The sequence below is a fragment of the Pseudomonadota bacterium genome, assembly GCA_018823285.1.
In the GTDB taxonomy this organism is placed as follows: domain Bacteria; phylum Desulfobacterota; class Desulfobulbia; order Desulfobulbales; family JAGXFP01; genus JAHJIQ01.
The window spans coordinates 1-12,537 of sequence record JAHJIQ010000081.1 but is presented as its reverse complement, the minus strand read 5'-3'; the positions used below and the strand labels follow the sequence as shown (position 1 = coordinate 12,537).

General features: G+C 48.5%; 15 protein-coding genes and 2 tRNA genes. 12 read left to right on the top strand and 5 right to left on the bottom strand.

Translation table 11 applies throughout. From position 1 onward, the window contains the following. A partial coding sequence (locus tag KKG35_17320; GenBank protein ID MBU1739892.1) for a hypothetical protein occupies positions 1–398 on the top strand: 398 nt, incomplete at its 5' end. A gap of 326 nt (positions 399–724) precedes the next feature. Here KKG35_17320 and KKG35_17315 read toward each other — a convergent pair. Then, positions 725–816: transfer RNA gene (locus KKG35_17315), tRNA-OTHER, on the bottom strand. 151 nt (positions 817–967) lie between these two features. On the opposite strand from KKG35_17315, the gene KKG35_17310 reads away from it, so the two are divergent. From KKG35_17310 to KKG35_17285, 6 genes are all read left to right on the top strand, one after another. Then, on the top strand, positions 968–1,252 hold the full coding sequence (locus KKG35_17310) for a helix-turn-helix domain-containing protein (GenBank protein MBU1739891.1): 285 nt from the start codon (positions 968–970) through the stop codon (positions 1,250–1,252). Between the two features lie 284 nt (positions 1,253–1,536). After that, positions 1,537–1,995 carry a hypothetical protein gene (locus tag KKG35_17305; GenBank protein ID MBU1739890.1) on the top strand — a complete coding sequence of 153 codons (459 nt, stop codon included), beginning with the start codon at positions 1,537–1,539 and terminating at the stop codon, positions 1,993–1,995. A 49-nt stretch (positions 1,996–2,044) separates the two neighbouring features. Further along, positions 2,045–2,704, top strand: a complete 660-nt coding sequence (locus tag KKG35_17300) for a hypothetical protein (protein MBU1739889.1) — start codon at positions 2,045–2,047, stop codon at positions 2,702–2,704. A gap of 142 nt (positions 2,705–2,846) precedes the next feature. Then, complete coding sequence (locus KKG35_17295; protein ID MBU1739888.1) at positions 2,847–3,332, top strand: hypothetical protein; 486 nt, start codon at positions 2,847–2,849, stop codon at positions 3,330–3,332. Positions 3,333–3,869: 537 nt separating this feature from the next. Continuing rightward, positions 3,870–4,556 (top strand): hypothetical protein, encoded by a 687-nt coding sequence (locus KKG35_17290; GenBank protein ID MBU1739887.1) that lies wholly within the window; start codon positions 3,870–3,872, stop codon positions 4,554–4,556. Continuing rightward, the gene (locus KKG35_17285; GenBank protein MBU1739886.1) at positions 4,553–4,996 is read left to right on the top strand and encodes a hypothetical protein; all 444 of its coding nucleotides are present in this window, start codon (positions 4,553–4,555) and stop codon (positions 4,994–4,996) included. Before KKG35_17290 ends, KKG35_17285 begins: the two co-directional genes overlap by 4 nt. Positions 4,997–5,228: 232 nt before the next feature. Here the strand turns inward: KKG35_17285 and KKG35_17280 are convergent, their stop codons facing one another. After that, positions 5,229–5,480, bottom strand: a complete 252-nt coding sequence (locus KKG35_17280) for an AAA family ATPase (protein MBU1739885.1) — start codon at positions 5,478–5,480, stop codon at positions 5,229–5,231. 321 nt (positions 5,481–5,801) lie between these two features. Here KKG35_17280 and KKG35_17275 point away from each other — a divergent pair, with 321 nt between their 5' ends. The 3 genes from KKG35_17275 (at position 5,802) to KKG35_17265 (ending at position 8,683) form a co-directional block, all read left to right on the top strand. Beyond that, a complete protein-coding gene (locus tag KKG35_17275; protein MBU1739884.1) occupies positions 5,802–6,698 on the top strand; it encodes a hypothetical protein in 897 nt (298 codons plus the stop codon). After that, a complete protein-coding gene (gene istB, locus KKG35_17270; GenBank protein ID MBU1739883.1) occupies positions 6,695–7,525 on the top strand; it encodes an IS21-like element helper ATPase IstB in 831 nt (276 codons plus the stop codon). The genes KKG35_17275 and istB overlap by 4 nt, the downstream gene beginning before the upstream one ends. A gap of 129 nt (positions 7,526–7,654) precedes the next feature. Continuing rightward, positions 7,655–8,683 (top strand): AAA family ATPase, encoded by a 1,029-nt coding sequence (locus tag KKG35_17265; protein MBU1739882.1) that lies wholly within the window; start codon positions 7,655–7,657, stop codon positions 8,681–8,683. A 255-nt stretch (positions 8,684–8,938) separates the two neighbouring features. Here KKG35_17265 and KKG35_17260 read toward each other — a convergent pair whose 3' ends face one another. Together KKG35_17260 and KKG35_17255 are read right to left on the bottom strand one after the other, a co-directional pair. After that, positions 8,939–9,697 carry an AAA family ATPase gene (locus KKG35_17260; GenBank protein MBU1739881.1) on the bottom strand — a complete coding sequence of 253 codons (759 nt, stop codon included), beginning with the start codon at positions 9,695–9,697 and terminating at the stop codon, positions 8,939–8,941. 1 nt (position 9,698) lies between these two features. Continuing rightward, positions 9,699–10,538, bottom strand: a complete 840-nt coding sequence (locus tag KKG35_17255; protein ID MBU1739880.1) for a hypothetical protein — start codon at positions 10,536–10,538, stop codon at positions 9,699–9,701. A 240-nt stretch (positions 10,539–10,778) separates the two neighbouring features. Here KKG35_17255 and KKG35_17250 point away from each other — a divergent pair, with 240 nt between their 5' ends. Together KKG35_17250 and KKG35_17245 are read left to right on the top strand one after the other, a co-directional pair. Next, entirely contained in the window at positions 10,779–11,018 is a 240-nt protein-coding gene (locus tag KKG35_17250) for a helix-turn-helix domain-containing protein (protein MBU1739879.1), read from the top strand. Positions 11,019–11,025: 7 nt separating this feature from the next. Beyond that, the gene (locus KKG35_17245) at positions 11,026–12,297 is read left to right on the top strand and encodes a tyrosine-type recombinase/integrase (GenBank protein MBU1739878.1); all 1,272 of its coding nucleotides are present in this window, start codon (positions 11,026–11,028) and stop codon (positions 12,295–12,297) included. Here KKG35_17245 and KKG35_17240 read toward each other — a convergent pair. Further along, a tRNA-Lys gene (locus KKG35_17240) sits at positions 12,263–12,335 on the bottom strand. The genes KKG35_17245 and KKG35_17240 overlap by 35 nt on opposite strands. Between the last annotated feature and the right edge of the window lie 202 nt (positions 12,336–12,537).

Here is a 12,537-nt window from a genome sequence, read left to right as displayed (position 1 = left end):
GGGCAATTAGTTTATCCGGAAGAGGCTATCAGCCGCTTGTGACCGGGACGTTCGGTGGATCCGGTTATCTGCCGGCCACGGCCGATTACGACGGCGACGGGTTAGCCGATCCGGCAATATATGCTCCCGGCACTGCTCATTTGCAAGTTTTGTTTTCAGGCTCGCTGGCTACACAGGGGTGTTATACCTGGTGTGACGGTTTTCTGGGCAGCGTAGGGGGCATACCCGTTCCGGCGGATTATGACGGCGACGGACTGGCTGATCCGGCCGTGTATCATCAGGACACCCCTTCGACGGGCTCAGGGCAGGCAGGTCTCTGGGAATTATTTCCATCGGCTAATGAGTATCGGTTAGTCTGGGGCCTCTTCGGCGGCCCGGAATGCCAGCCGGTGCTGTAATAAACGGCAATTGCTGTTCAGGTGCTCATTGCTGGAATATATTCAGGTTTCAACGAAGTTCTGAAAACATAAAAAGGGACTCTGACCTAACAAGTTAGAGTCCCTTTTTTTTCCTCTTTTCCCCTTGCCCAATTTGCACACGGCAGTTACCAACTCCAAGGTTTTGGCATCAAGGCGGTGCAAATTCAGTCAATCCGCAGTTCCAAGAGCAGTCTGGGAGCCCCGAAGGAATAAACGGGGGATGAAAACAACTGTGGCGGGAAGACCCCGGCTTCGTTCGTCGGCTGACGAACTACGCCGGGCAATTTCCGCCTGCTGGCGAAAATTGGTAGAGGCTGGGGGGCTCGAACCCCCGACCCGCTGATTAAGAGTCAGTAAACAAAAATATTACACGACCTAAAATATCTCGTAAACCCCTGCAAATCCAAGGTATATCATTGTTTATTCAAAAGTCAGGACTGCAACATCGTGCAACATTATGCAGACTAAATCCACTTCGGAGCCCCGCAAGAGCCCCGAAGATATGACTTTTGCCCCATAATTTCATCATAAGTCAAGCATTGGGTCATATGCAAAACTATACCAGGACAATAATCACCTCGGCATTGAAACTTGACGGCAATTATTCCCCAGAACAGATTTGCACGGCGTTAAAACTGATAGATGGGCACAAACCAGATGACCGAAACCCGCCACTGCTGTTGAAGCAGGCTGAAGTCGCTCGGCTGTTATCGGTAAGTGGTATGAGCGTGTGGCGACTTGTGCGTGAAGGTGTTTTGCCAAAGGTGATGATTAAAGGGTCGCCAAGATATAGGCGGTCAGATATTGTCAATTTAATTGCCAAGGGGACATAATTCCGAGCCCCCATTATTCCCCGCCCATTATTCCATCCCCAATATTATTGTCGCCAAACCTCTTGAACCATTTTGGGCAGAAATATTCTCACTATGCCATCTGAAATCGCTATTATACTTTAATGGTTTTCGGCGTTGACTTGTGCTGGGGCAGGTATAGCATTAAACCCAACAATGTATTGGTCGTGGGCAACGGAGAGTATAACCCACTACCTGCCGAGATTAGCGATGAAGTAGAACAGCCAACAGGAAGTTGCGTCATAATAACAAGTCGGGGAGAATGAATGAACGACCAAGTTGAACAGGAATTTCGTGAATTAACTGATTGGGTCCGATTGCGTCGCATTGAAAATATTTCACAGACAAGGTCATTTTTCCATCAGGTCCTAATACTGGCAGGCGCAATCGCAACCTTCCTGATGCCTGCCTATATGATGGCACAGTTAACGCCCTTTCAACACGCTTTTATAGCCTTGGCTTTGTGCTGTCTTCTGATAGCAATCCTTTTCGGGGTCATATCGTTATCTTATGTCCTTGGCAAGGAAACTCGTGAGCTCACGCAACGACAGGAAGGGCTGGAGAAAAAAGACATTCAACTGCTCGCCAAGATCAAAAAAGAACAGGAAAAACAGAAGCCTTATGCTTCACCATTTGATGCTCCCGCAATAATATTGCTATCATTGTTTGTGCTTGGGATTCTATCGCTTATGGTCGGAATTGCAATTGGTGTCAAGGGATTATAAACAAGCAGGCAGGAATCGTTGTCGTTAGAACAGAACGCATTAGGATTTGATGAAGAAATTCTTTGTTCTAAAAATCGGTGCAAAGGATGCCTTAACATCTTTCCGCAAGAAGGGACATCTGTACGCAAACACACTGTCCTACTTCTCAAAACTGGAAAACGACCCAGACCGATCGGACTCGTTTGAAACGAAAGATATGTTCCACGACCCAAAGGGCTGGCGAATAACATATCCATCTTCCAAAACTAACAGCATTGTCACGCTGGATGACTCCAACATCGAAACAATGGCAACGGGGACATTGCGCTATGACCTGCTGAATGTATATTGTATGTATGCCATCTCGCTTGACGACTTCCCCGTCATCCCGCCCATTGACAAAAGAGTGCTGGGGTTCGGTGGTCATTGTGTTCTCGTGCTCAACCTTGCCACTTTCATTGATAGAATCAAGCGCTCTTGCCAAGAACACAACATTGCCTGTCGTTATGGCGTTGTGAAATACTTCTGCACAAAGACATACCGTGGAAATAGGACTCCATTTCAGAAGCCCGATAATTTCGCATATCAAAGCGAGTACCGCTTCGTCTTTGCCCCATCCCCGCCAAAAAATCCTTTTGAACTCTTCATAGGGGATATATCAGACATAACAACGCAAGTATCAAGTAGCGCCGACCTGCTAAATATCACATTCGCACAGGAAGAGCACTAACCAGCAGGCTACCTTCTCTTCTTGAGTCCCCTCTTGCCCCGCCAATCCCCGTTTGACCCCCGTTTTTGTTGTCTTTAGGCTTGACTTATTGCCCGATTTCTGTTATAAAACGCATAAGATGGCAGTGAAGGACCGATGATTATTGAGTGGAATATTTCAATTGAACAGGGGGTGGATTATTTTCAGTCTCTTTCCAAGTCAATGGGAGTTGCCTGTCCCCAGAAGACAGAAGCCCATTAAAAGCCTGTCCGACTATCATTTTCCCCCGCAACCCGTAACGGCAAAGATACCAAGACCTGTTCCATCACCAGTTAAAGCCTCGGTAAAATACGGAATTCCTGCCTGCGAAATGCTGAAGCCAGGCGAGGAAGTGGACACCAGCGAAGTGGACAGAATGTTGGCGGAAATGGACAATCCTTCCCAAGATACAAAAGCCCAGCAAATATTTCAAATGGTAGAGGTCATCACGCAAAATATAGACAAAAGCATTAATATTCTCAAAGAAAACCCCGCCGAAGAAGGGGGTGCTGTTATTAAAGAAGAACTGTTGAGGCTGTTGCAAATGTTTTCAAAATACAGTCACGCTCTTGAAAATTATATCAAGGAGCAAACGCCTTCATCTTTTTAATGGCATTTTTCCTTTTGGGCTCAATCTTCCTCGGGCTTTTTTGGATTTTAGTGTTCTGGGTAGCAAGTTTCATAATTTATTCAATCGCCTGCCTTTTATCGCTGTTTTCCGTCTATTGGGACATCAGCGGGGACAATTGTGTTTGGCTCTTATTCGTTGTAGTTATTTTATTGAGTCTCTGGGTCTTCAGTATTGACGGCTCCAACATCGGTTTTTCTATCTTTTTTTTCCTGACTGGCAGTTTTATGCTCTTCAGAACCGCTTCAATTTTCCGAATCGGGACTGCTTCATTTTATTAAAAATGCTTTAGGCTCCTGGCGGCGCAATCAAATCGTGCCCATTAAACGGCATCGGAATCAATATGACAGGGCATTAAGTGGGTATTATTTAGCCTGTTTAGAGCTAGGAATTTATACTGAACTACCCCTTTTTGACAGATTTGCGTTGTCGTTTTTAAAAATATTTTGGAATTTGTAATACGAATTGAATAAATAAACCACCTGCTAAATGCGTGTCCGTATATCGGGATGACGACTTATGCCGACGACTGAAACAGCGGAGAGGGAGGCAAAAAAGGATCTGGGCGATTTAGACGGCGGTTTTTTCCGTTCCTTGAATCGGATATTATCGAAGCGGATACCCATTAAGATTATTTCCGCAGGGGATATTGAAGGCGACATCCAGTTTTCGGTAAATTATCGTTTGGATTTGGGCATCACTCTCCAGGATTTATCTCACCAAATTTACAAAAAGCATTCTTTTGCGGATTTTTTTGGCGAATTGCTCATCCTTCTTAATTGGGATGTGTTCGTTAAATTGGCGGAAAAAAAGAATTATGACTCTTTGGCAAGGGCGTACCGTCATAAACAGTTTGGATTTATGACTAAAGGGGATAATCTTCTATTTCAATTTCACATCGAATTAATTCATCGGCTTTTGAACGAATTTATTTCAAAAGAAATTAGCGATGATGTTGCCAAGACACCAGCTGCTACCCAAATAAAGGTAAGGCGATGCGAAGAGCACGAAAATATTACTGAATATGTCACGCAAAATAACAACTTGCGATTAATAGTGACAAAAACAGACTTGTTAAAATTTCAACTGGAAAAATCAATGGAAACCATCTTGGCTCATTACGGCGTGAAGGGGAAGGATGTGTCCATAACCAACAATATGTTCAGTTTTCAGGTTGATGTCTCTGATAAGGGCGAAGACAAATGAGCCAGAAAACACTAGACCTGATTGGTTGGGTTAAATATCTGGAAAGGTCTGCCCACGGAATGATTCTAGACGACAATTTATTGAAGAAAGCCCCACCGTTGTTCAGAAAATGCGAAGCCCTGGCAACAAAAAAGGATGGGCTACATTATGATTGCGACAAGGGAGCATTCACATTAATGGCGACTTTATTTAGTGACTGCTTGTGCCATCAGTTTAACCTGGTGGAACTTTTGTTTCTGGAATACTTCCCTCCGATGTCGCCCCGATGGAATCTGCACAAGCCGTTATGGACATATCGGTTCTTGATGTATCAGCGATTTCAGCTGGGGGACGGGAAAATCAAACAGCTCTGTGACCAACTGGAGAGCAGAATTCAGTCGGGAAAAATACTAACGGTGCAGTCACGAGTCTATGAAGAATGGTTGAGAGCGGAAGATTGACGAACTCTTGTTAAAAGAATTGGAGGAGTAATGCCTTTGCCTACAACCGTAGACGCTGTTAAAGCCATTTTGAGAGCCGACCCAACCGTGACGCCCAACGACCGAGCCGTGATAATTGCAAGTGTCCGCAATCACGGCAGGCAGGCAACACAGCCCAAACCAGTGGAGCAGCAGGAAACACGCATTCTCCGTCGGGCTGAGGTAGCACGGCGGCTGGGACGTTCAGTTAGAACTATTGATAAAATGGTGTGTGAGTGGTCCCTTTTTCGTTGGCCGCCGCCAGTTCTACTGGAATTTTACCCAACACCTTGCCACCAGATGCCACTTGAACGGCTAAATCAAGGACCGCCCAGCTCTTTCCCGTCTTCGGCTTCCCGCACAAGATGGTCAGCCCTTCTGGAATCAAGGCGGGAACAATCCACTTTATGGGAGCGAATTGGGTGGAGCAGATTTCCACGGCTGTCAGGAATTTAGGAACGACAATAGTATGAGAAGTAGTAGTAAGTTCTGTTTTCCGCTCATCATAGCCAGGTTCATAAAGTGAACGATAATCCTTCCAAGTGCGATTTGTGCAGGTGTTATGCTGGCATTTAAAGCCCACGGCACCGCTGGCAAACTGGAATATGCAACTGTCGCCTGGCTTGTCCCCGCTCCCGTGCTGTTGACCCCAAGGACAGGATTGAAGCTCGTGAATGGTCATAGAGCCTTTGTTTTTGACAGCTTTTATCTGAAGACTATGTTTTGAAATGAAATCCTGAAGGTTAAAGCCCGATGTCGGGGAGTCTACGACAACCTGAGTTCAGCGGTGAAAAAACTAGTGGGCTTGAGGAATGAGCGGAAACTGACGGACCGTTTTCTCGCCATGTCCAGCCACTATATTTTCGAACCCTGTTTTGCCCGTCCCGGCGAAGGGCACGACAAAGGGGGAGTGGAAGGCCGAGGGAAAACCATCCGGCTTCAGCATCTGACGCCGATTCTGGATGGCAAGAATCTTGGAGAGCTTTCGGAAAGAGCCCTGGCGGAGGTGGACCGGCAGTGGACGGGGAAGGTGCTGAAGGATGGACGCCGGTGCGTGGATCTCTTCCAGGATGACCGGGCGCGGTTGCGCTGCTTGCCGCTTGTACCGTTCGAAGCCCGAGCGACGCATCCGGCGTCGGTGAGCAATAGTTCGACTGTGACAGTAAACGGGGCAGTGTATTCGTTGCCCGAGCAATGGGCGCGACTGGACGTTATGGCGTACGTAGGTCCGGATGACATTCGGTTTGCATGCCGCGGGGAAACGGTGATGCGCGAGCGTTTATTGCCCGGCCACAAGAAGATTCGCTACCGTGATTATCTGGGGGCATTATCGCACAAGCCGCAAGCGGTGCGGCAGGTGGCGCCAGAGCTGGTGGGAGAGCTTGGCGAGCCGTACGGACCGCTCTGGGCACTGCTGGTGCAGACACATGGGGAACGGCAGGGTGCCCGACATCTGGCCGGCATTCTGGGTGCAATCCGGGAACATGGCGAGGAACGCGTGAAGGCGGCGTTGGCAGAAGCGCTGGCGGAGGGTCGGTGCAATCTACTGGCCTTGCGGCGGTTTATTCCGGCGGCGGAAGTGCTGGCGGACGCACGTGTGCCGGAAGGGTTGCGCAACATTCAAATCGAAGCAGCCCAGGCATCCGATTATGACGTGTTGCTTGTGAACGGAGGTGGGCTATGAGCGACTCCGTTCTTTCGGCGGTGATCCAGGGACACAGCCGTGTGTTGCGTTTGCCGACAATGGCCCGGCAGTTCGAGGCGGTGGCCCGGCGGGCGCGCGATGGCACTTGGGCGTATGAAGAGTTTTTGCGCGAACTGCTGGAAGTGGAAGTGCTAACCCGGCAGGAGAATGCGGCCAAGCGGTATCTGAAGCAGGCAGGGTTCCCAGACATCAAGACGTTCGACCAGATCGACTGGGAGGCATTGCAGGGGGTGTCTCGTCCGAAGCTTCAGGAACTGGCCAGCGGAAGGTTTATCGAGAAAGCGGAGGACGTGGTCATCGCTGGCCCGATCGGAACTTGCAAGACACACCTGGCCATCGCGCTGGGCGTGGAGGCAACACGGCGGCGGTTTCCCGTGCTCTTCCGCAAGGCGGCCGAACTGGTACGTGAATTGATGGAAGCCCGTGACGAACGTACCCTCGGCCGGATGCATCGGCGCTATCAGAAAGTCCAGCTTTTGGTGGTAGACGAACTGGGTTTTGTCCCGTTCAAGCGTGATGGCGGCGAATTGCTTTTCAACCTGCTGGCCGAGCGCCACGAACGGCGCTCCACCCTGGTAACCACGAACCTGGCCTTCAGTGAATGGGTCCAGGTGTTCGGGGACGAGAAGCTGACGACTGCCTTACTGGATCGCCTGGCGCATCACGCGCACATCCTGACAACCAAGGGCAAATCGTATCGCACCGGCCGAGGCAAGCGGCTCGATGGAAAGGAGGGGGACAACACGCGGGACAAAGCGCCGCTGCCCGGAGGCAGCGCCCCCACCGCTACGCGGCAGGCTACATAAGGGTCCCTTAAAAACAAGGGGGAGGAGAGGAGAAGAGAAGAAAGAAAAGCACCGGAAACAACACAAGAACAGGAAGCGAAAGACTCGGCCCCCGAGGGCAACCTGTAAAACAAGGGAAAAGAAAATCCCTTGCCGGACACCAACCGAAACGATAGGGTATCAACCGCTACAGGTGGTCCCTTTTTGGATGGCCGGAGTGGTCCCTTTTTCGTTGGCCGCCGCCAAGAACAAGGCGAAGTCTTATATTTAGCGTTGGAAGATGGCAAACGCAGGCTTCAAAACCGCCTTAATATTTTATTGGGCAAAAATCAGCCACCTGCAAAACTGCACTTGGTTGACGCTACTTCAGGCTGGAAAATACTCAATCAGGGCGGTCTGGATATGCTTAAGAAAACGATTACGGATTATCCAAACCTTAAATTGATAGCAATAGACACCCTGCAAAAAATAAAACCAACGGGATCTCGGCAAAACAACGCCTACGAAAACGACTACAAGGCTATAGGCGACCTGCAAAAGCTGGCAATTGAAAAGAACATTGGAATTATCCTTATTCACCACCTGCGGAAGTCTATCTCCAGGGACGGGGACATATTTGATGAGATTTCGGGTTCCCTAGGCTTGTCGGGATCATCGGACACAATAATGGTCATCAAGCGAAAAAGAAACTCGGATGACGCCGTTCTTGCCGTTTCTGGACGGGATATTCTTGAGCGGGAGCTGGCAATGCATTTTGATAATACCGTTTGTAAATGGTCTATTGTCGGGGATGCCAAGGATACCTGTATTACAATGGAACGCCTGGAAATACTAGATGTATTGCGGGAAACAACGGGAACGCTTGACGCCCAGGAAATTCACGGCGGGCTGGAACAAAGGGGTATCAGCAAATCACCAGCAACCGTGAGATGGTTGTTGCGACAGATGGTGGAAGCGGGGGAGATTGAAAATCCCGCCAAGGGGAAATACTGTATTACAAATGCCGTTCCAACCAACAAACCAACAAGCAAACAAGAAGGACTGTTTCCCGACAACCATAGCGGTTTGAACAAACAAACCAACAAACAAACAAACCAACAAACAAACAAGTGTGATGATGAACACGATGATTTGTTATTAGAACCCAAATCCAGCTTGTCTTCAGAGTTGCCGTTCTAAAATTATGTTTGTTTGTTGGTGCTGTTGGTGCATATGCTAAAAGCTTTCGGTCCGCCTGACCTTATTCCCCTCCTTGGCTTAACCCGCCATATCTGCATCACTTGCCCAACAGAACACCCTCTAAAATAGGCTACAGCAGAGGTAGTCTATTCGCCAATGGTAATCTACCCCCTTTTTTGAATGGCGTGGGGGGATTTGGCAAGGCAGAAACAGTCGGTTGCCCCGCCAATTATGACCACATGGGCATAATTAGCCTTAACCATAGCCGTTTTGCATAGCGGCGTCACGAACGGTTGCCACTGTCAAGGGTTCATTGCCGTCATATATTGGGGAGAGAATTTTCAGGATGCTACGAAAATTCAACTGCCCGGCCCGAACCAATTCTTCTACAGCCTTCTCGTCTTTTATGAGTATGTTTAACCGTTTCAGCACACCTTCCTTCAACCAGGCGACCAGTTCGGGGAGCAGGGGTGGCATTACCGGCATCTCAAGGAGGCGCTGGCGCAAGGGCTTGTCTATTTTTGAGGCGTCCATAATTGTGACTATTAGCGTCCCCTTCGGCCACCGCTCGTCAAGGCTGGCACGAACCATCCGCTGCTGTTTTTGGGGCAGGTTGTCCAGGTCGTCCAATATCAGCACCGCTTTCCGCCCGCCCCACATATTTTGGGCATATTTTACCGTGCAGAGCTTGTCTTTGAGCTTTTCGTCTGTCACTTCCATGCTGGAATTAATATGGTGGACGCTGTATGTCCTGTTGAGGCAACTTTCGCACTCGCCACAGGGTTCGTACTGACCAAGCTTCCAACCTTCGCAGGAAAGAGAATGAGCCAATACCGTAGCTATGGTCGTCTTCCCTGACCCCCAAGTGCCCGTGAACATGATGCCGTTTGGAACCGTGTCTTTGGCGACCGTGTTGGTGATTTGCTTCTTAATTACTTCCTGGCCGACAATTTCAGAGAAACGCACCGGCCGTAACTCAGTTAGTAGGTCCGCAATCTTGTGCTTGTTTGTCATATCACGCCACCTGCTCTTCTATTTGGGCTATATCGCTTGGGTCTTTTGCCAAAAGCGAGCAACGTATTCGTTCCAACCGCTGGATTTGCTTGAACAGGGAATCAGCGTACTCACCGTCAGTTTTCAGCTGTTCCGCCTGCTGTTCCACCTTGTCAATGGTAGCCACAAGCAACTCTTTGACTGCCATTTGGTCTTTAATGCTCGTAATCTCGCCCGACTTGCCGTATGCCCGAATGCATTCCGCATACTGCTTGAGCATACCGTCATCAACAACCGCAGGAATGCCGTTCGCTTGAGAATTGGATTTATGGCTGGCTTTCTTTTCAGGCGGTTTTCTTCGAAGCATATTGTGCCGTTTCAGCTCGTTGGTGACACGACTGGCAATGGCGTCCACCGTCAGGTTCTTTAAAACCGCTTCAGAAGCCAGTGCTTTAACCAACTGAACCTTATCTTCGTCAGTCAAGTCTGTGTCCATAACCCTGGCCAGTTCCTGCACCCCACGTGGTTTTGTCCTTATCAGCGTGTCCAATTCGGGTGACTTGCATTCCTTATGGGTGACCAACCGATAGTACTGCCAGCACCGTCGCAAATAACGGGGGTTGCACTGTATCTCAGGTCGCTGGGCAATCGTCTGAAATGTATGTTCGCCATATTGGATTCCTACTAAAGCAACAATCTCGTCGCAGATTTCGCCTGTACTGAAACAAGCATTATCCGATGCTTCCAACGCATTTGCCAACGCAACAATCTTCTCTTGCAGTTCTGGGCTGTCCACTCTGCCGTTGGTTGTTTCCTTTGCTTTCGCTGACACTACTTTGCTGTTGCTTACTGGTTGCGACATAGATGCCTCCGTTTCTTGGCAGGCGTTATTGCCCACCATAATGTTGGAGACATTATAGTGGAAATCGTCAAGAAAATTATTTATTTTTACACTTTAATATCGCTCAATGTTTACGGGCCTGGGCGTGAGGTCAAACAATGATCACAGCGTGGACTTTTTTTGTGGGCCCATTAAAAAATCGTAAATAAATAATTTTATTTTTTGTTTTCCACTATAATTAGGTTCAGAAAGAATTTAATTATGGCTCAAAACAAAATAATTCTGGGCACGGCAACTGATATCCGGCAGGTTAAATCCGCAGATAAAAACTGTCCCAAAACAATGCTAAAAACCAAGGAAGCGTCGGATTACCTGCGAAAGTCCGTGAGTTGGCTTCTCAGGCGAAAAGACATCGGTTATGTGCCTGGTGCCCCGAACCTGTATGACATTGCTGATTTAAACGACTGGCTTGAAAATAACAAACATACGCCGATGGTGTAAAATGCCCGTGTACCAGAGAGAATATTATAAAAACGGCAAAAAGCCGTGGTTCTATTGCTTCAGGTATCGCAAACAGAAATACACTATGTCAGGTTTTATGACCAAGGCTGAAGCTATACTTGCCGAGCAACGAGTGCAGAAGACAGTCATATTGGACAACAAACCTAATACGCCATCCGTCACATTGTCGTTCAAAGAATTGCTTCCCGCTTACTTTAGGAACCGTGAGACTACCAACGCCCTCGGCACGGTTGAAAGGGAAAAACGATTAATTCACTCCTTCTTGGAAGAAATAGGTGCGAAACAGACCCAAAGGGTGTCAATCGCAGACATCCTTGGGCACATCCAGCAACGAAAGAAGGCGGGGATTTCAAATCGCACCATAAATTTAGAGATAAATCTACTTCGCTGTGCCTTCAAGTACGCCATTGATGTCGGTGCCTCAACACACAACCCCGCCAAGGAAGTCAAGAAGCTCAAGGTGGTAAAGAAACAAGTAGTCATTCCCCAGCACGACGGGTTCCTGTGTTTAATCAGCACCGCAGGTGAGGCAAGGCACGGAAAGCAACTTGTAGTGTGGATTTGGTTTAGGGTTTACACATCGGTGCGACCAAAGGAATCGTTTTTCGTAGAGTGGAAAGATGTGGACTTTGAAAATAACCTCATCCACATTGTCCCAAAACCAGGCAACCAGCTAAAAGATTCACAATGCCGACACATTATTATGGTGCCAGCCTTGCGAAAGCTTCTTCTTGATTGGCGTCAGGAATGGCTGGAAACATTCAAGGGCACCGAGAAACCCCACGATTGGGTATTTTTTCATCCTCTGCAACCGCATAAGCAAGCCTTTGGGTTCAGGAGGGCATTCACAAAGGCAAGAGAGAAGGCAGGCATTCCCAATCTGACTAGCCACGGACTCCGCCATTATTCCCTCAGCCACGGTGTGATGAGCGGTGTCTCCAAGGATGTCCTCAGAAGACAGGCGGGTCATACATCCACCCTAATGATTGAGCAGACCTATGGGCACCTATACCAGCCGTATCAGACACAGGAAATGAGTAAGTTTTCTTTCTTCCACCCCAAAAACGGCTCAAAGTCGGAAGAAAACGACGGTCAATTGATTGGCAATTCGCAACCGCAGATTACCTCTGGGAGCCCCGTAGGAGCCCCGAAGGAAATAATAGGGTTTAAAAGCGAAGAAGAAAATATTACGCAAGTGGTTGACAACCAAACTGAAAAGAGAGTAGAGGCTGGGGGGCTCGAACCCCCGACCCGCTGATTAAGAGTCAGCTGCTCTACCAACTGAGCTAAGCCTCCGATGCAGACGGTAGAAAATCGGCGCGCCGAATGCAAGTCTGAAATCAGACGACAGTGGACGGAGGGTGTAAGCCAAGGAAGTTGGTTATAATTCAAAAAAGGCCTTGCGTCTTTCTTTTTGTTGCAGTATATTGTATCTGATATAGATACATACAAACAACGCTAACCAAAGGAGGCAGGCCCATGCAGGCATTAGCACAGC